This window comes from Idiomarina rhizosphaerae, from assembly GCF_024159085.1.
In the GTDB taxonomy this organism is placed as follows: Bacteria; Pseudomonadota; Gammaproteobacteria; order Enterobacterales; family Alteromonadaceae; genus Idiomarina; species Idiomarina rhizosphaerae.
The window spans coordinates 310,846-330,109 of the sequence record NZ_JAMZDE010000006.1 but is presented as its reverse complement, the minus strand read 5'-3'; the positions used below and the strand labels follow the sequence as shown (position 1 = coordinate 330,109).

General features: G+C 46.3%; 18 protein-coding genes and 1 tRNA gene. 15 read left to right on the top strand and 4 right to left on the bottom strand.

Annotated features, from left to right (window positions below):
* Positions 1-50 precede the first annotated feature (50 nt).
* From NJR55_RS07215 to tgt, 4 genes are all read left to right on the top strand, one after another.
* Positions 51-731: a TIGR00153 family protein gene (locus NJR55_RS07215; RefSeq protein WP_253619148.1), complete on the top strand. Its 681-nt coding sequence runs from the start codon at positions 51-53 to the stop codon at positions 729-731.
* Between the two features lie 14 nt (positions 732-745).
* Positions 746-2,017 carry an inorganic phosphate transporter gene (locus NJR55_RS07210; RefSeq protein WP_253619147.1) on the top strand — a complete coding sequence of 424 codons (1,272 nt, stop codon included), beginning with the start codon at positions 746-748 and terminating at the stop codon, positions 2,015-2,017.
* 93 nt (positions 2,018-2,110) lie between these two features.
* Positions 2,111-3,166, top strand: a complete 1,056-nt coding sequence (queA, locus tag NJR55_RS07205) for a tRNA preQ1(34) S-adenosylmethionine ribosyltransferase-isomerase QueA (protein ID WP_253619145.1) — start codon at positions 2,111-2,113, stop codon at positions 3,164-3,166.
* Positions 3,167-3,197: 31 nt separating this feature from the next.
* A complete protein-coding gene (gene tgt, locus NJR55_RS07200) occupies positions 3,198-4,313 on the top strand; it encodes a tRNA guanosine(34) transglycosylase Tgt (protein WP_253619143.1) in 1,116 nt (371 codons plus the stop codon).
* On the opposite strand, the gene NJR55_RS07195 is transcribed toward tgt, so the two are convergent.
* Positions 4,289-5,626, bottom strand: a complete 1,338-nt coding sequence (locus NJR55_RS07195; protein ID WP_253619141.1) for a serine/threonine protein kinase — start codon at positions 5,624-5,626, stop codon at positions 4,289-4,291. The two genes, tgt and NJR55_RS07195, sit on opposite strands and share 25 nt — an antisense overlap.
* A gap of 159 nt (positions 5,627-5,785) precedes the next feature.
* On the opposite strand from NJR55_RS07195, the gene NJR55_RS07190 reads away from it, so the two are divergent.
* From NJR55_RS07190 to NJR55_RS07155, 8 genes are all read left to right on the top strand, one after another.
* Positions 5,786-6,586 (top strand): PilZ domain-containing protein, encoded by an 801-nt coding sequence (locus NJR55_RS07190; RefSeq protein WP_231378595.1) that lies wholly within the window; start codon positions 5,786-5,788, stop codon positions 6,584-6,586.
* 56 nt (positions 6,587-6,642) lie between these two features.
* Positions 6,643-6,858 carry a 30S ribosomal protein S21 gene (rpsU, locus tag NJR55_RS07185; protein ID WP_011235429.1) on the top strand — a complete coding sequence of 72 codons (216 nt, stop codon included), beginning with the start codon at positions 6,643-6,645 and terminating at the stop codon, positions 6,856-6,858.
* A gap of 139 nt (positions 6,859-6,997) precedes the next feature.
* Positions 6,998-8,743, top strand: a complete 1,746-nt coding sequence (gene dnaG / locus NJR55_RS07180) for a DNA primase (protein WP_253619139.1) — start codon at positions 6,998-7,000, stop codon at positions 8,741-8,743.
* Positions 8,744-8,845: 102 nt separating this feature from the next.
* A complete protein-coding gene (gene rpoD / locus NJR55_RS07175) occupies positions 8,846-10,675 on the top strand; it encodes an RNA polymerase sigma factor RpoD (protein WP_253619137.1) in 1,830 nt (609 codons plus the stop codon).
* A 25-nt stretch (positions 10,676-10,700) separates the two neighbouring features.
* On the top strand, positions 10,701-11,477 hold the full coding sequence (locus tag NJR55_RS07170; protein ID WP_011235426.1) for an amidohydrolase family protein: 777 nt from the start codon (positions 10,701-10,703) through the stop codon (positions 11,475-11,477).
* Positions 11,478-11,495: 18 nt separating this feature from the next.
* Entirely contained in the window at positions 11,496-12,914 is a 1,419-nt protein-coding gene (locus NJR55_RS07165; protein WP_253619135.1) for a sensor histidine kinase, read from the top strand.
* A gap of 45 nt (positions 12,915-12,959) precedes the next feature.
* A tRNA-Ile gene (locus NJR55_RS07160) sits at positions 12,960-13,035 on the top strand.
* Positions 13,036-13,531: 496 nt separating this feature from the next.
* Positions 13,532-14,716 (top strand): Fic family protein, encoded by a 1,185-nt coding sequence (locus NJR55_RS07155; RefSeq protein ID WP_253619133.1) that lies wholly within the window; start codon positions 13,532-13,534, stop codon positions 14,714-14,716.
* 226 nt (positions 14,717-14,942) lie between these two features.
* On the opposite strand, the gene NJR55_RS07150 is transcribed toward NJR55_RS07155, so the two are convergent.
* Positions 14,943-15,689 (bottom strand): SDR family NAD(P)-dependent oxidoreductase, encoded by a 747-nt coding sequence (locus tag NJR55_RS07150; protein ID WP_253619131.1) that lies wholly within the window; start codon positions 15,687-15,689, stop codon positions 14,943-14,945.
* A gap of 54 nt (positions 15,690-15,743) precedes the next feature.
* Positions 15,744-16,163, bottom strand: coding sequence for an Rrf2 family transcriptional regulator (locus NJR55_RS07145; RefSeq protein WP_253619129.1), 420 nt, complete (start codon positions 16,161-16,163; stop codon positions 15,744-15,746).
* Between the two features lie 93 nt (positions 16,164-16,256).
* On the opposite strand from NJR55_RS07145, the gene NJR55_RS07140 reads away from it, so the two are divergent.
* A complete protein-coding gene (locus NJR55_RS07140; RefSeq protein ID WP_275978064.1) occupies positions 16,257-16,631 on the top strand; it encodes a DMT family protein in 375 nt (124 codons plus the stop codon).
* Here NJR55_RS07140 and NJR55_RS07135 read toward each other — a convergent pair.
* A complete protein-coding gene (locus NJR55_RS07135) occupies positions 16,628-17,554 on the bottom strand; it encodes a DMT family transporter (protein ID WP_253619127.1) in 927 nt (308 codons plus the stop codon). The two genes, NJR55_RS07140 and NJR55_RS07135, sit on opposite strands and share 4 nt — an antisense overlap.
* A gap of 78 nt (positions 17,555-17,632) precedes the next feature.
* On the opposite strand from NJR55_RS07135, the gene NJR55_RS07130 reads away from it, so the two are divergent.
* Together NJR55_RS07130 and NJR55_RS07125 are read left to right on the top strand one after the other, a co-directional pair.
* Positions 17,633-18,559 (top strand): LysR family transcriptional regulator, encoded by a 927-nt coding sequence (locus NJR55_RS07130; RefSeq protein WP_253619125.1) that lies wholly within the window; start codon positions 17,633-17,635, stop codon positions 18,557-18,559.
* 128 nt (positions 18,560-18,687) lie between these two features.
* A complete protein-coding gene (locus NJR55_RS07125) occupies positions 18,688-19,227 on the top strand; it encodes a hypothetical protein (RefSeq protein WP_253619123.1) in 540 nt (179 codons plus the stop codon).
* The last annotated feature ends 37 nt before the right edge of the window (positions 19,228-19,264 follow it).

The following is a 19,264-nucleotide window of genomic DNA, read 5'->3' as shown; positions in this document are numbered from 1 at the left end:
TCGCTAACATTCGCCGCAGCTAACATCGGCTGAAAAAATCGGATAATGTTATGTCAGTGAACTCATTTCTTGGGGTATTTGCAAAGTCCCCTATTAAACCGATGATTGAGCACATGGACGAAGTGCACCGCTGCGCCTATGCGCTTAAAGATTTCTTTAAAGCGGTTTATTCGAAGGATTGGAAGAGCGCAGAAGTGGCTCGTGCAACCATCGTAAAACACGAATCAACCGCGGATGATATGAAGCGTAAAATCCGTCTGAACCTCCCCAGTGGCTTATTTATGCCTGTAGAGCGAGCCGACTTGCTTGAACTTGTCTCTCAACAGGACAAAATTGCCAATAAAGCCAAAGACATCTCCGGTCTGGTTACGGGGCGTGAATTGGTTATTCCCGAGCCTCTGGTTAAAGATTTTGATGCTTACTTAAACCGTTGTCTGGATGCAACCGATAAAGCCCGCGAAACCATCGGCGAGTTTGATGACTTGCTGGAAACCGGCTTTAAAGGCCGTGAACGAGACCTTGTCGATAACTTCATTATAGAACTTGATGCCATTGAAGCCGACACCGATCAACTTCAAATTAAACTGCGTCAGGATCTACGCAAAATCGAGCTCGATATGAACCCTGTAGATGCGATGTTCTTATACCGTATTCTCGACTGGGTTGGCGACTTAGCTGACCTGGCTGAACGAGTCGGTGCACGTTTCGAACTAATGCTAGCGCGCGTCTAAGCGGAGTCTGACTTATGGATATTATTTCTAGCTATAGCCTCCTGCTTATCGGGATGGCCGCGGTTTTCGGTTTCTTTATGGCCTGGGGTATTGGGGCAAATGACGTTGCCAACGCTATGGGAACGTCGGTTGGTTCTAAAGCTCTGACAATAAAACAAGCAATTCTCATTGCTATGGTTTTTGAGTTTGCCGGTGCCTATTTGGCCGGCGGCGAAGTTACCTCAACCATTCGAAAAGGCATTATTGATTCCGGCTACTTCGTTAATCAACCAGAACTGCTTGTGTTCGGTATGATTTCGGCGTTATTAGCTGCCGGGTTCTGGCTCTTAATTGCCTCTTATCTGGGGTGGCCGGTATCAACCACTCACTCCATTATTGGCGCTATTGTTGGTTTCTCCGCCGTTGGCGTTAGCATGGAGTCGGTTCAGTGGATGAAAGTGGGAGGTGTCGTTGGAAGCTGGGTCGTCACTCCGGCTATATCCGGGTTCATTGCATACCTCATATTTATGAGTGCACAGAAGCTCATTTTTGATCGTTCTAATCCGTTAGCAATGGCTAAGCGCTATGTGCCTTATTATATGGGGTTAGCGGGCTTTGTACTGTCGTTGGTCACTATTAAAAAAGGTCTTAAGCACGTAGGGCTGAACCTTGGCAGCATTGAAGGTTACCTGTGGGCATTAGGTATTGCGGTACTGGTCTTTGCTATTGGTAAGATGGCAATTGGACGTCTTAAGTTTAACCCTTCAGACGACAAAGACATGCACTACACCAACGTGGAAAAAGTCTTTGCGATATTAATGGTTGTAACCGCCTGTGCTATGGCCTTTGCTCATGGTTCAAATGACGTTGCTAACGCTATCGGGCCGCTGGCCGCTGTAGTGAGCGTAGTTACCAGCGGTGGTGATATTGGCAGTAAAGCGACATTAGCCTGGTGGGTATTACCTTTAGGCGCTGTTGGTATTGTGGCTGGTCTTGCTATGCTGGGTAAACGCGTTATTGCCACCATTGGTAACGGTATTACGCACTTAACCCCAAGCCGTGGTTTTGCAGCGGAATTAGCTGCTGCGTCAACCGTGGTTCTTGCCTCAGGTACCGGATTGCCAATATCAACCACGCAAACTCTGGTAGGTGCAGTGTTAGGTGTCGGCATGGCGCGCGGTATTGCCGCTCTGAATCTTGGTGTTGTTCGCAATATCGTTATTTCATGGGTGGTTACACTGCCGGCGGGTGCTATTATGTCGATTATTTTCTTCTACATTTTAAAAGCAATTTTCGGCGTAGCATAAACTTGCGATAAACGGGCAGCCTGCAACAGTGACAGGCTGCCTACTTTCCAGTAAAATCCGCGCTTCACTACATCTCGCAATTACAGCACGGATATGTCAGATACCAATCATTCTACTTTAAAAGTCAGTGACTTTTCATTTGAGCTACCCGATGAGCTTATTGCCCGCTATCCGCAGGAGCAACGCAGTGCCAGTAGGTTGCTCTCGGTAAAAGCCAATGAAAACAGAATTGAGCATAAATACTTTAAAAATATTGTGGATGAGATAAACGCTGGCGACTTGTTGGTATTTAATGATACCCGGGTTATTCCTGCACGTTTGCTGGGCGAAAAAGTGTCCGGTGGTAAAGTTGAGGTTTTGGTTGAACGTTTGCTGGACGACCATCGCGTGCTTGCTCATGTCCGCGCTAACCGCGCACCCAAAGCGGGTGCCGAATTGCTGCTGGAAGGCCAGGTAAAAATCACTATGCTGGCGCGCCACGACGCACTCTTTGAACTGAAGTTTGAACATGACGAGACTGTGCTCGAACTACTTGAGCAATACGGGCATATGCCATTACCACCGTACATTGACCGTCCGGATGAAAGTTCTGACAAAGAGCGTTACCAAACCGTTTATAACCGCGAGCCGGGTGCCGTTGCTGCCCCTACCGCCGGTCTGCATTTTGACGACGAAATACTGCAACAACTGCGCGATAAAGGCGTGAACTTCGCCTATGTTACCCTGCACGTAGGCGCCGGAACCTTCCAGCCGGTGCGTGTGGAAGACATTAACGACCATGTTATGCACAGCGAATACGCGAAAGTCAGTGCTGAAACCTGTAATGCCATTAAGCAGACCAAATCCTCGGGGGGCCGGGTTATTGCTGTAGGCACAACCTCGGTTCGTTCGCTGGAATCGGCTGCTCAGGCATCAACTAACGAAACCATTGAACCGTTTTTTGATGACACCGATATTTTTATTTATCCGGGTTATGAATTTAAAGTGGTCGATAGCATGATAACCAACTTTCACCTGCCCGAGTCTACGCTCATTATGCTGGTTTCGGCATTTGTTGGTCGTGATTTAATTATGAATGCTTATAATGAAGCCATTAAAGAGCGCTATCGCTTTTTTAGCTACGGCGACGCCATGCTGTTACAGCGCTAAACTTAATACACTGAAGTGAATACTTATGACAATGAAATTTGAATTAGACAAAACCAGTGGTCGCGCGCGTCGTGGGCGCATGGTGTTTGGACGTGGAACCGTGGAAACGCCAGCGTTTATGCCGGTAGGTACTCTGGGTACCGTAAAAGGTATGACACCAGAAGAGGTAAAAGACACCGGCGCACAAATCTGCCTGGGTAATACCTTTCACCTAATGCTGCGTCCGGGTACGCAAATTATCCAGCAGCACGGTGACTTGCACGACTTTATGAACTGGGACAAGCCTATTCTGACCGACTCTGGCGGCTTTCAGGTATTCAGTCTGGGTGAGCTTCGTAAAATTACCGAAGAGGGTGTGACTTTCCGTTCGCCCATTAACGGCGAGAAAATACTGCTGACCCCGGAAAAGTCTATGCAGGTTCAGCGTGAGCTGGGCTCAGACATTGTCATGATATTTGACGAATGTACGCCTTTCCCGGCCACTCAGGGCGAAGCGCGCAGTTCAATGGAGCTTTCGCTACGCTGGGCCGAACGCTCTAAACAAGAGCACGGAGACAGCAAAGCAGCGTTGTTCGGTATTATTCAGGGCGGCATGTACGAAGAGTTGCGCGATATTTCTCTGAAAGGCCTGACCGATATCGGGTTCGACGGTTATGCTATTGGTGGTTTGTCGGTTGGCGAACCGAAAGAAGATATGATGCGCATTTTAGAGCACACTGCGCCGCAAATGCCTGAGCAAAAACCTCGCTATTTGATGGGTGTGGGCAAGCCGGAAGACTTAGTTGAAGCTGTGCGTCGAGGCATTGATATGTTTGACTGCGTTATGCCAACCCGTAATGCACGTAATGGTCACTTATTTATTAGCACTGGCGTAGTAAAAATCCGTAATGCAGTGCACCGTACGGACACCTCTCCGCTAGATGAGAACTGTGACTGCTACACCTGTAAAAATTATTCACGGGCGTACTTACATCATTTGGATCGCACTAACGAGATGCTGGGGTCACGCCTGAATACCATTCATAACCTGCGCTTTTATCAAAAAGTAATGAGTGATATGCGTGACGCACTGGATGCCGGTACTTTTGATGACTATGTAAAAGAGTTTTATCGCTTAAGAGATCAATCCGTCCCTGCACTGGGCTGAGACTTATCGATTTCAGTACGTAATTGCTGGTAGCGATCGACACCAGGCTGGTGCTTGATCGCTGCCTCTAGTGAATTTAGTGCAGATGCTCTCCATCGTTCAACTAAATGTGGCTGTTCGCTATTAAGTTCAGCAAGACCTAAATACATTTCTGCCCGCAAATAATGGGCTGCCGCTTTTTCTTCATAGGTATCCGGGTTACCCAGTTCGTTAATTGCATTAAGCAGCATAGTCGTGCGTTGTGAGCGGGTAAAAATGTTGCCTGAGCTCAGCACAAAGTGAGCGCGTTCGGAATGGTACTTCAACAGCTCCGGACTGCTTGCTACAGCGTCGTCGAAGTGGGTAAGTGCTAACTCAGCCTGCACCACCGCCTGTTGAAGCTGGCCGCCTTTGGCAAGATGTCGTGAATAATGAGCAAAGACAAGCGCATGCGCGTATTGGTTCTGTTCAATCGAGTAGCCGTCCAGCAGGTGGCGGTTTGTCTGTTCCCGCAGAAAAATGAACAAAACAAAAATAATAACTAAAATGGCGGCGCCACCAGCTCCCAGCCAAAAGAAGCGTTTTCTTAACTGATAATGACGGAGCCAGCCATTCAGCTCTTGCTGAAGCTCGCGGCAATGCAGAAAACCTTCGTTTGGTTCAGCCGAGAGCGCCTTTTGTATTATGCGGCTGAGTTCGGCAGGAAGCCGGTTGCGGTGCGTTATTGGGTGCAGAAAAAACTGCTCCGGTTTCATGTTGGTCAATAACAATAACAGTAACGCGCCCAGTTGATATATATCGCGCTTAATTGTGGTGGGTGAGCTCGGCGCCGCAATACTCAAATCAACCAGAACCGCGGAATTATTGCACTCGTCTTCAGTATTGTCTGCCGAGCGGATCATAATGTTCTGGGCGGTAATATCGTTGTGTGCGTATCCGGCCTCGTGCATGCGACAAACTCCGTCAGTCAGCGACTTAACCACCTTGGCTGCCTCATAGACAGACAGGCAGCTGCGTTGCTTACTTAAAGGTTTGCCTTCAATGTATTCAAGCACCATAAACAATGAGGAGGAAGAGACTTCTGGTTCGCCAACATCAAACACCCGGCAAAGAGCAGGGTGGTCAACGCTGGATAACAAACGCGCTTCATTTACCAACCGGTGTCGGCTGACAATAGAGGGCGAGCGGGCAAACTTAATTGCAACCGTGCGTTTTAAACGCTGGTCGTAGGCCTTATAGACCAGGCCACTACCGCCTTGTCCCAGTAACTTTATTGACTGGTAACGTGCTGGTATTGGATAGGGAAAATTGTTGTCCGGATGTACCTCAGCCAAACTTGTATCCTTACTACTTAAGCTCAAATCCAGTCTAACGATGACAAACACCAAACAACAGGTTTTGAGGAAGAGCTTACAGTGTACGCATTAAATGACGTCAATTGACATCAAATAAAAATAATTGGCCTGTGGCTTAAAAAACCTTAGATATAAGCTATGATGAGTTTCATAAAAATAATAAAGCAGGGGTTAACACTGATGCGGGAGAACAGCGATGTTTTGGCAAACAGTGGATTCAGGCAGTCCGTCGAAGTCCAGATTAAAGATAAGCAGAGCTATAAACGCTTAAATATGACGCTGGTGGGTCAACAGCATCCTGATTATCTTATTCTGGAACTTTCCAGACAGTATTGCTGGCAAGATATCTTGCCAATGCTGGCTACAGAAAAGAATGTTGCAATAAAAACGGTCTCTCCAAAAGGTGAGCAGGTAACCGGCGTAGTCGACATTCTCCATATTACCCAATACCCGCAAAAACTTCTGTTTGTCAGTTACCCCAGAAATGCCAGTGTGGAAATTCTGCGGTCTTCGCCAAGGGTTGGAGTAAACTGCGATGCAAGACTCCAGTTGCAGCTAAAAGATAAACTCGGTGAACCTCTAACCGGGAAAATTGTGGATATTTCCAATAAAGGTATCGCATTCAATTACTTTGGCACCTCACCGGTTAATATCGAGGACAGCAGAGGCTTAGAAGCTGAAGTCAGAGTCAAAACAGACGACGAAACCATTTTGCTTCAGCAGTTAATAACCCGAAGCATCAGGTCGGTCGGCCCGCAGTTATGGCAACTTGGTTTGTCGTACAAAGAAAAACCAAATAATTTACAGGATTTAGTCAGTAAGCTTTTCCTGCACTCTACGCCAGTCCGCGAACTGCTTAGCGATAATGACCCTGGATGGGATGCTTCGGATAACACTTTACAAGGCGAATCTGAGTCGGTACAATTCAGCACCAATTGAACCCGTAGTGGTTAATTTTTAACCGAAACAGATAATTTACCCGAGGTGATTTTTTAATGCCAGTCGTTAAAGTGAAAGAAAACGAGCCGTTTGACGTAGCTTTGCGTCGCTTTAAGCGCTCTTGTGAAAAAGCAGGTGTTCTCTCTGAAGTTCGTCGTCGCGAGCACTATGAAAAGCCGACTTCAGAGCGTAAGCGCAAGAAAGCTGCTGCGGTAAAGCGTCACGCGAAAAAACTGTCTCGTGATAACGCTCGTCGTACTCGTCTTTACTAAGACCATACCTACGACAATTTGAGTGTTCACTTTTCCGTAAAGTGCTGAAAGCCGTGACTATATCGTCGCGGCTTTCGTGTTTCTGCTACTTTTTGTTTTCGCAACTTTCTTGTTTTCGCAACTTCGGTATTGAAACAATATGGCAGGCCTGATCCCCAAAAGCTTTATCCATGATTTGCTCGAACGAGCAGACATTGTTGAAATAGTTGATAGCCGCGTACCGTTGAAAAAGGCCGGTAGAAACCATCAGGCCTGTTGCCCGTTCCATAATGAGAAAACACCGTCGTTTACCGTTAGCCAGGACAAGCAGTTTTACCATTGCTTTGGCTGTGGAGCGCACGGTAACGCTATTGATTTTCTGATGGAGTTTGACGGCTTAAACTTCCCCGATGCGGTGGAAGAACTGGCCGGCATTATGGGAGTTGAGGTTCCTCGGGAACAACCGGAGAACCCTCAGTTAGCACAAAAGAAGCAGCAACAGGTGCAGGATGACTCCGAGCTTATGAGTAAAACAGCTCGTTTTTTCCAGCATCAGTTAAAGCACCATGAAAACTCAAAGCGGGTTATAGATTACTTAAAAGGTCGGGGCTTAAGCGGCGAAACGGTAAAACGCTTTCAAATTGGCTATGCACCGGACGCCTGGGACAGCCTGCTAAGTACGTTTGGCAGCTCGGCCCCGCAACGCCAGCAGTTACTGGAATTAAAGCTTATTAACCGCAACGAGAAAGGTCGGCATTACGACTTTTTTCGTGACCGGGTCATGTTTCCTATTCATGACCGGCGTGGCCGGGTGGTGGGCTTTGGCGGTCGCATTATTGATGGCGACGGACCCAAGTACTTAAACTCTCCGGAAACCCGACTGTTTCACAAAGGCAGTGAGTTATACGGTTACTGGCATATGCAGCAGGCCGTAAGGAAACCAGAACAGGTTTGTATTGTCGAAGGCTATATGGACGTGGTGGCTTTGTCCGAAGCGGGCATTCACTACGCCGTTGCGTCTTTGGGTACGGCTACTACCAGTGAACAATTACAGCGGTTATTCCGTACTAGTGGCAGAATTGTTTGTTGTTACGACGGTGACCGCGCAGGCCGCGACGCCGCCTGGCGTGCATTAGAAAATGCCTTGCCACTGTTGCGCGACGGTCTGGATATGGCGTTTCTGTTCTTGCCGGAAGGTGAAGACCCAGATTCAGTTGTGCGCGAGCACGGCGCCGAAGCCTTTGAACGTGAATTAAAAAAGGCGACACCATTCACTGAATATTTCTTCGAGCATTTACAGGCCGACATTGACGTTAGTAGCGACGCCGGACGCTCTCAATTACTGAATATTGCAAAACCCTTAATTGAGAAAGTGGCTAGTGAATATTATCGCGACACCTTAATGCAGCGGTTAGCAGAAAAGCTTCGCCGCGAAACGTCGCAACTGGAGCGTCAGTTTGAAAAGCCGCAACGTCAGTCGCAACCAAAAGAAAGCGTAAAAATGACGCCGTTACGCAAAGCTATTGCTTTGTTACTGCAGTACCCGCAACTGGCGCAGTCGGTTCCGGTTCGTGAAGAACTGTTAGAGCTGCAGGTTAGCGGCATTGATTTACTAATTGCTTTGCACAAGCAGTGTGCAGAACGACAAATGACCACAGCGCAGGTGTTAGAAGGCTGGCGCGATACCGAGTTTTACCAGCCTTTGCAGAAACTCGCGTTATGGCAACATCAGCTTGACGAAGACAACGTTGAGCAAGAATTTAACGATATATTTATTTATCTAATTGACCAATATTTTGAGCAGCGCGCGAACGCACTTTTAAAGAAAGAGCAGGAAGGCGCATTAACACGAGTTGAGCGTCAGGAATATCAGACGCTGATTCAGTATTTGAGTAAGGCAAGATAGTACATCTGGGTACGCCTTACGCTAGCTTCAAAATCAGTATTCTGATATACTATTTGGTCATTTTGGATACTCTACATTCACAGTCACAGGTGGAACGTCTGTATGCAGCAGAATCGGCAATCGCAACTTAAGGTCCTTATTGCGAAAGGCAAAGAACAAGGGTTTTTGACATTTGCTGAGGTCAATGACCATTTACCTCAGGAAATTGTTGATTCCGATCAGGTTGAAGACATTATTCGCATGATCAACGACATGGGTATTCGCGTGTTTGAAAGCGCACCCGATGCCGATGATCTGATGATGGCAGAAAGTGCTGCAGATGAAGACGCTGCCGAAGAAGCCGCGCAAGCATTAGCCTCTGTCGATGGCGAAATTGGTCGCACAACTGACCCAGTGCGCATGTACATGCGTGAAATGGGTACCGTTGAGCTACTGACTCGTGAAGGCGAAATTGACATTGCCAAGCGTATTGAAGAAGGCATTAACCAGGTTCAGTGCTCTGTTGCTGAATACCCTGAAGCCATTAACTTCTTGCTTGAGCAGTGGGATTCCTACGAAGCCGAAGAGCTGCGCTTAACCGACATTATTTCCGGATTCATCGACCCAGACGAAGTAGACGAAGCGCCAGTAGCTGCTACTAACGTGGGTTCTGAACTTCCAAGCGAAGAGCTGGAAAAAGAAGACGACGATGATGACGAAGACGAGGAAGAAGCGGATACCGGTATTGATCCGGAATTTGCACGCAGCAAATTTAATGCACTGCGCGAACAATACGAAGCGACACGTCAGGCCATTGCTAAACATGGTCGTGATGGCGCGGGCGCTCGTGTTGAAATCGACAAGTTAAGCGACTTATTCAAACAGTTCCGTTTGGTTCCTAAGCAATTTGACCGTTTGGTTAAAGATATGCGTGCCATGATGCAGCGTGTTCGTGTGCAGGAACGTATTATTATGAAGATAAGCGTTGAACAGGGCGAAATGCCTAAACGCAACTTCATGAAAGCTTTTGCTACCCATGAAAACAACATGGCCTGGGTTGATAAAGAAATTGACTCTGGTGCGAGCTACTCCGACACCTTGAAAGAAGTTCGCGGCGAAATTGAACGCTGCGTAAACAAGCTGGTTGATGTAGAACGTGAAACTGGCTTAACCATTGGTAAGGTTAAAGAAATTAACCGTCGCATGTCCATTGGCGAAGCCAAAGCGCGCCGTGCGAAAAAAGAGATGGTTGAAGCTAACCTGCGTTTGGTTATCTCTATTGCGAAAAAATACACCAACCGTGGCTTACAATTCCTGGACTTAATTCAGGAAGGTAACATTGGTTTGATGAAAGCCGTGGATAAATTCGAATACCGCCGTGGTTATAAGTTCTCAACTTATGCAACCTGGTGGATCCGTCAGGCAATTACCCGTTCAATTGCGGACCAGGCGCGTACTATTCGTATCCCGGTTCATATGATTGAAACCATCAATAAGCTGAACCGTATTTCTCGCCAAATGTTGCAGGAAATGGGTCGCGAGCCACTGCCGGAAGAACTGGCAGAGCGCATGATGATGCCGGAAGACAAAATTCGCAAAGTACTTAAAATAGCGAAAGAGCCTATTTCAATGGAAACCCCAATTGGCGACGATGAAGATTCGCATCTGGGTGACTTTATTGAAGACAACACGCTGGACTTGCCAATTGACTCGGCAACATCAGAAAGCCTGCGTAACTCGGTTCGTGATGTACTTGGTGGTTTAACAGCACGTGAAGCTAAAGTATTGCGTATGCGCTTTGGTATTGATATGAATACCGACCATACTTTAGAAGAAGTGGGCAAGCAGTTTGACGTGACACGTGAACGAATTCGTCAAATTGAAGCCAAAGCATTAAGAAAGCTTCGCCATCCAAGCCGCTCAGAGCAGCTTAAATCGTTCTTGGATGAGTAAGATATTCTCTGACAAAGGAGGCAGCATGGGTAACAACCGTGACAATTGGCCGAAACGTATTATTGACTCGCATTTGCACATTTATGATGACGAGTTTCCGCTAATTGAAAACCAAGGTCATATCCCTGAGCCTTTTTACATTGATGACTATCGTAACCTGGTACGAGGCATGCCTATTGAAGGTGGAGTCATTGTGTCAGGTTCGTTCCAGGGTTTTGAACAGCGCTACCTGAAAGCCGCACTGGAAAACCTGGGCAACAACTTTGTGGGTGTTACCCAGTTGCCGGGAACCGTTAGCGATGAAAAAATTCAGCAATTGAAAGAGCACGGCATTCGCGGTGTGCGCGTTAACTTAAAACGCGGTGTGCATCGTGATATTGAAGGTATTGTTGATTTTGGTAAGCGCATTTGGGACTTAGCCGGATGGCACCTGGAAATATATGTTGACAGCCGCGAGCTGGACGACATGGTTCCTACGCTGCTTAAATTGCCGAAACTCAGTGTTGACCATTTAGGTATGGCGAAGTCTGGCCTGTCCCAGGTTCGTCGTTTAGCTGAAGGTGGCGTAAAAATTAAAGCCAGTGGTTTTGGTCGTACCGAAGTGAATATTGAAGAGGCTATTAAAACCCTGAATGAAACGAACCCGGACGCGTTGATGTTTGGTACCGATTTACCGGGCACGCGCAGTAATCGTTCATTCGAGCCTTCAGACATCACTAATATTGTGAATGCTCTGGATAGCGAAGAGGCAGTTGATAAAGTCTTTTATCAAAATGCCCGCAGTTTTTACAATTTACCTTAAAAACAGAGAGTGAGGTAAGTGCAGTCTCTCTCATCTCACACTAAATATAACCGCCGTCTGGCTATTGCGTTAATTGCAGTGGCTGTCGGCGGTTTGTTAGTTGCGTTCTGGTTTTCGGCAAGCGAAACCCTGCAGCGCAATCAAAATGCCATGAGCCGTTCCTGCCAGAATGTGCAATTAGCGGTAAATAGCCTTTTCCCTGCTTCTGAATCACCGCAACAACAAGTAGCCAACCCCGACTTAATGCATCAGGCACTCAGCGACGCTATAGCGGATACTCAGGGCGTTAAAGGTGGTTTCTGGCACACAGCCCAAGGCTTTATGGGTTTCGCATTCCCTACCAGCGGCAGTAGCGCCTCGGAAATTGGCATTAGTAATGACGATGTTCCTATTGTCCGTTCTGCAGTACAGCGCTCATTAGAGCAGCAGCGCGAGGTGGTCTCGGTACAGTCGAATGACCGGGTCGCGACAGTAGTCGCTGCTTGCCCCGAGACAAACCATTACAACCTGGGCATTTGGCTTAAAAAAGAAGTACAGCTGGTACCTGCCGACTTCTCTATTATTGTAAGCGTACTGTTTGTGTTGCTTGCCATTATTGGCGGCATACTGGTGGTGTGCGAGTCGGTATTTAACCGCAACTGGCACTCTGAACGTGACCGCATTGTGGCGCAGGCTGAAGACAGCTCTCAGGCCGTTACCGTAACCACTGAAATACCAGAAATACAGCCGTTGTTGTTGCTGTTGTATCAGGCGCGTCAGAAAATTCAGGCCAAAGAGCGTGAGCTTAGCCAGCAGATGAACAAAGTTATTATGGCTAACCAGAAAACGCTGGTAGGGCGCATTGCCCGCTCAATGACAGCGCTGGCATTAACTGATCTGGAAGACATGCAGCGCAAGCTCTCAAAAATGAGTGAAGACGACATTAAGCGCAAGGTTTCGCAGCTAACCGAACTGTTTAATTCGTTTGAGAAAGTTACCTCAGAAATGGGCAATGGCAAAACCGTGTCACTGGATGTAGAAGACTTTCTGCAGAACCTAGCCGACTACCACGAAGGCCATGGTAACGAAAAAGATATTACGCTAACCGCCATAGCAGAAAAAGGGCTGAAGCTAGAGGCCGACCCATTACTTGTGCGCTTTGCAATGGACTACTTAATACGCCATATAATGAGCTTTGTGCCGGTAAATTCCGAAATTATGCTGCAGGCAACCACCGAAGAAAACTTTATAAAAATTGCCGTTAGCGACGAAAGCTCGGGTATAGAAGAGAAAAACAAGCATTTACTCTTCCACGCCGACGAGCTGGCCCCAAAGCACTACGGCATAGGCCTTAAGGTAGTGCGGGACACACTGCACAGCCAGGGTGGCGACATCAGTTATGAAAAAGTTGATAAAACTTCACGATTTAACGTGCTGATACCCATGACAAAAGCCTAAAAAGTTCGTATAATTTGCGCCGCTTCACAGCTTTCAATCAAAAATGGCCCCTTAGCTCAGTGGTTAGAGCACCCGACTCATAATCGGTTGGTCCCCAGTTCAAATCTGGGAGGGGCCACCACTTATACAAAGATGTTCATCATTAATTATCTCTTTAATGCTTTGATGAAGTTAGCTATTTAACGTTATTGTAAGCTCTTCCCTCCACGTCGCATAATAGTATGCTATTCCTGAGATATATTTAGGATCTAATAGTTCTGAACATTTAAGGTAGCCGACCTTTTCGTCTCTCCCGCCCGAATGTAGTGGTCATGAGAAGCTAGCTCTTGATTCATAGTTAGTCTAATAACTGCTGTTTAATGTCTTTTGCGTACCAAATATCTTTTGAAATGAAGGACAAAGACCTTAGAGCTTAACGAATTCACGTCAAAAACACTTGTCTATCAAAAAATCACAAAAGTGATAGGCAAAACCAGTAGATGCTAATATATGCACATCAAATCCAATTGGTAATCAATAACTGCCAAAAATGAGAAACAAATGAATTTAGGGCTTGATCGATTCGCGTCAAAATATTTTTGTTTATCACTTTTTGAGTTATTTGACATTCAAACTTTATGAAATATTATAAACCTATACACTTAGATGCTAAAACCTTTACTAAAACGGCAAACTCAAAAATGGAACTCAACCTAGAACATGCAGTTCACTATCACTATGAAAAATTCCCACCTCAAAAATTGGACTATAGTAAATTCGTCGGCGCATTACTTAAAGCTACGGATGCAATAGCACGATATGACCAGATGCTGAAAAACATGCATAACAGTGAGATATTGCTAGCTCCTCTTAGAAACCAGGAGGCTGTCATCTCCTCGAGGATGGAGGGAACGGTCAGTACGATGGATGAGATCCTCAAATATGAGGCAGACCATGAAAATGAAACGACAACTCCTGAGGGAGTAAGGTCTGAAGTAATCGAAACCCTGCTGTATCAGAGAGCACTGAAACTAGCACAGGGAGCTATTATTGATGGATACCCGATTTCGCAATCTTTAATTAGAACCATCCATGGGCGATTACTTTCTTTTGGTCGAGGAGCTTCAAAATCACCCGGTAAGTTCAAAAATGAGCAAAACTATCTAGCTGACAAAGGCCGAAAGAGAATACTCTTTGTGCCAATTAGCCCAGAAAAATTACAAGACGGGCTTGATACTTTGTTTGACTATATAGAAAACAATGGAGACCCAGCTTTAATTAAAGCTGCGATGACCCATATTGAGTTTGAAGCCCTGCACCCATTTAAGGATGGAAATGGAAGGATTGGTAGGATGCTGATCACGTTAATGCTTTGGCAAGCAGGCTCTATATCAGCTCCTCATTTCTATGTAAGTGGATACCTTGAAGAGAATAAGGATGAATACATTGATACTATGAGACGTGTTTCTGAGACCGGAAACTGGGATGAGTGGTGTTCCTTTTTTCTCGAAGCAATTGAGCAGCAAGCTATCAGAAATTTATCTGTTGCAGAAAATATTAGAGGTCTATACGAAGAGATGAAGCAAACGTTTGCGGATTTGTTATCTTCAAAATGGAGCTTAGCTGCATTAGATTTTGTATTCACTAACCCAGTTTTTAGAAATAATAGGTTTAGTGCAGGTAGCGGTATTCCTTCAGCCACAGCATCGCGATTCACGAGAGTATTACTTGATCAAGGTATCCTTAAAACAGTTGAAGAAGCGTCCGGTAGGAGGGCTGCCCTTTATTCATTTGAGCCCTTGATGGATCTTGTTCGAGTTTAGTGGACTGGTGGCGATTCATAGCAAGGCGTGAGCTATCCATGGCAAGTACTCTCAGCACTCCAAGTGGAGCCGATTAATCGGCTCCTAAAGACACAGCAGGCATGTGTGAAAGCGGGTAGTTAAGCGTTCATTATCCGCTTTTAAACCAGTTAACTTTCTACTGATGTAACAAGTGTACTTGGTCGATTTAATCTCGCCTGTTTCTTCGTCCACTTCAATTTGGGTTCTAAACTTGAACCTGACCTCCATCAACGAATAGCTCAATGCCATTGATAAAGGAAGCATCATCAGACGCAAGAAAAGCGGCAGCTTTACCTAGCTCTTGTGGTTCACCTAATCGTCCAAGCGGAATTTCTGATGAAGACGCATGTAAGAATTCATCTTCCTGCTCTTTGGGAACAAGGCCAACTAGTCCTGGAGTCTTCGTTGTACCTGGACTAAGAACATTCACTCTAATTCCGGTGCCTTTCAAGTCAATAATCCAGCTACGGACAAGATTTCTAACGGCACTTTTACTAGCACTGTATACGCTAAATGCGGGTGTTCCACTAACCGAAGTACTGGAGCCCGTAAGAATAATTGATGACGATGAGGAAAGAAGTGGCAGTGCTTTTTGTACAGTAAAGATTACCCCTTTCACATTGGTGTCGAATGTTGAATAGTAATTATCTTCCGTTATCTCACCTAGTGACTGAAATTTACCACCGCCAGCGTTGGCTACTACGATATCCAGTTTCCCGAATTTCTCTTTGATGTACTGGTACAGGTCGTCTAATGCTTTAAGGTTTGAAACATCGGCAGTGAAACCTGCCGCGCGGTCTCCAAGTTCTGAAACTGCCTCCTCAAGCTTAGACTTTCTTCGAGCGGTAACGATAACGAACGCGCCTTCATCAATAAACTGTTTTGCAATGGCAAAGCCAATGCCCGAGTTACCGCCGGTTACGAGAGCGATTTTTCCGTCTAATTTAGCCATGTTAAACTCCTCTTAATGGATACTAAAAAAGTATCTAATTTAGGTAAAAAAAAGTTACTCCTTTCTTGTCACTTCATTTGACATATCAAGGATTGATTTACTGCTCAGGATCTCCTCCTGCGATATTTGAACTTTGGTCAGAACCCCGGCCAATACGCCCTGTATATTAGAGCTGATAGCACAAGAGTTATTCTTTACGTAACGATGGATAGCGAAAGCTTTCGGTGCTTCAACAGCCTTATACACGTCAAGTAATGATATCTTTTCGGGCTGCCGAGATAACATGCAGCCTCCATTTCTTCCCGATACTGTGCTAATAAGACCTGCATTTGATAGTTTCGCAAGAATCCTTTTCAAGAAAATTGGATTAGCATTCACTGTTTCGGCGAGCACCGCAGAGCTCACTTTGCCATGTTTTGCCATGCCTACCAGCATATGAACGGCGATTGAAAATTGTGTATTAGAATTAGACATTTTTATAAGATACTATCCTGGTATCCGATAAGCAAGAGCTTATTATTTCGTTTAACAACAATATTGCTCAAAGTAATCTAGGGACTTTTCATCATGATTTACGGAATTCACCCTGTTGTATGGTCAATTGGTTTGCTGGTAATCAGCAATGTATTTATGACCTTTGCCTGGTATGCGCATCTTAAAGACCTGAACCATAAGCCATGGATTATTGCCGCATTGGTTAGTTGGGGCATCGCGTTGCTGGAATATTTATTTCAGGTTCCGGCTAATAGAATTGGCTATACGGTTCTGAACTTAGGGCAACTCAAGATTATTCAGGAAGTGATTACCCTAAGTGTGTTTGTACCCTTTGCTATTTTCTATATGAATGAGCCGTTCCGGCTGGACTTTGTTTGGGCTGGTTTATGTTTGTTGGCGGCGGTGTTTTTTATTTTCCGCCCTCAAATTATGGCTTATTTGTCTTAACCCATGCGCGCAAAACGCTGCTGTCGCCAATGAGTTAGTCGGGGTAGCAGCAGCCCTGAAATTACAACCGCCATACCAAGCAGCTGCAAACCGGTAACGTTCTGGCCGAAAGTTACGGCGGTAAGTGCGGCAAAAATTGGCACGAAGTTAAAAAACAAAGAGGCGTTTGCGGCACCAAGCTGTTTGACGCCGGAAATCCATAAAAGGTAGCCACCCACGGTGCCAAAAACTCCAATGAAGAGTAAGTCGGCTAAGACAATTTGGCTTATTGCCAGGCTTTCCTGAACAGGGTGGGCTTCCGCGCTAAACGCCGCTACTACAGAAATAACGCCAAGGCCGGCTAACATGCCAATAAAGGTATAGGGGATCATGGGCATCCAGCGGCTAATACCTTGCGTTAAGTAGGTGTAGAGGCTCCAGCACAACATACCTAAAAAGATGATCTGGTCGCCGTGGTTAAATTCGAAACTGAGTAAGCGTTTCAGTTCGCCGTTGGTCAGCACAAGCAACACGCCCGACAAGCACACCACCAGGCTGAATACGGCACCGCGCGTCAGCAGCTTACGCTGCAATAAAGAGCCAATTAGCGATGTGGTTAACGGGCTTAGCGCCATAATCAAGGCACCGTTGCTGGCGTTAGTTTGAGCCAGGCCGGTGAATAGCCCTAGGTTGAGTCCGCCTACGCCAACAATTGAGACACCAACGACCCACAGCCATTGTTTAGCTCTTAACTCGGGTATGGGTATGCGCTTCCACTTTATGAAAGCAAACAGACAAGCGGCGGCTATGGCAAAACGCCAAATAACTAACGTCAGGGCGTGAACTTCTCCCAGAGCGTGTTTGCCCACGGGAAAGGAAGCTCCCCAGAAGAAAGCGCATAATAGTAATAGCAAAACAGCGTTTGTATTGGCTGAACGGTTCATACGTATCTCCGCAGGAAGAAACTTGAGAAATCATGACTGACAGTGTATAGATTCTATTTACGGTATAAATAAGAGAAAATGGGAATTAAAATTCCAAATATGAAACCTAATTACTCACTGGATGACATGCGCTGCTTCTGTATGGTGGCGCAGTATGGCAGTTTTAAACAAGCGGCGGTTGCCTTACAAATGCCGCTTTCCACACTCAGCCGCAGAATTGCCAAGCTGGAACAAGACTTAGCGTTGCGGCTCTTTAATCGCGACGCTCACCGTGTGCAACTAACTTTTGCGGGGCAACGGTATTACCGCAGAAGTGCGCCTATTTTCGACGAGCTGGACAATGTGGCTGCGTGCCTGCAGCAGGACAGAAACGAGGCCAAGGGTACGATAAGAATTTCTGCCCCAATTAATTTCAGCGTTCAGGTACTGGTTCATCATTTTAATGCGTTTATGAGGCAGTATCCGGACATTGAGCTCGACTTAAAGCTATCAAACCAAACTATCGACATTGATGAAGAAGCCATGGATTTGGCTTTTCGCATTGGTCATCACAGCGCAACTCACTGGATTGGCCGACAATTAACCAATATTCGTTTTGCTATTTGCGGTCCGGCAAATTTGGACGTATCCCACATAAAGGCTCCCGCCGACTTAGCCGGGTTACCCACGGTACTATGTTCGCCTATGTTGATCTGGAGTCTGCAGCATATTCACTCGGGTGAAAAGCAGGCTTATACGGCTACCGACAACATACGCTTAAAAGTGGATGACATGAGTTTACTGACTGAAGTAATAGCCGGTGGCATAGGCGTTGGCTTTATTCCCGACTACCACGCGCAATCTCTGCTCGAGTCAGGCAAAATTCAACACATTTTACCGGACTGGAGCAACCAGGCTCGCGGGTGTGAAATGCTCTACCGGGACAGAGAAAATATTCCATACAGGGTAAGGCTGTTTATTGATTTTATGCTACAGCGTTTTCAAGGTAATGATGGAGTGCTGTAAATAGCAGCAAACGAACGGCTTCCCCACAAAAAATTTACATTTACAGTTTATTTACATTCGGGAATATAATAACCTTAACTTAACGTTATCTGAGTACTGCCCTCAAGTCATTTTATAGTTTCCTAGCCGTGGATAAAATCAGTTCATCACTCATCAACTTCTTTGCCTACACGCCTGTGTGTTTTCTGGCGGTGTTTTGCTTGGGCAGTGGTGTGGCTGAAGCGCAGGATAAAAGCTATTCCGATTGTGCCTACATAGAGTTTGACGACGTCGACCCCAGCACTCTCACTCTGCAAGAACGCATTGCTCTTGAAGAGGCTGCGTTATTTGCCTCTTTAGATGACTCGGCAGAGTGTATGGAAGAGGCGACCACGTCGGCTTCCGGCAGCCTTGCTGATGCTGCCAGCGGTAGCGGTTCTGGTGCTGCAGGTGGTGCTTCGGGCTCTGCCGGCAGCTCAGGTAATAGCGGCGCAAACTCGAGTGAGCAGCAACAGCAATCTACGTCAATGGCATCGGAAAGTTCGGTGGATACAAAAGATCATAAGCGTGGCAACAGCGGTGGTGGCAGTTCGGCCGTGTGCGACGCAGTGAAAGAAGGCATGGCTTCTGCAACAACAGAAGCCGAGAAAGAGCATTTTAAAGGCTTAATGGCCGAGTACGGATGTTAATAATTAACGGAAGAAGAACAATGAATACACTAGCTCA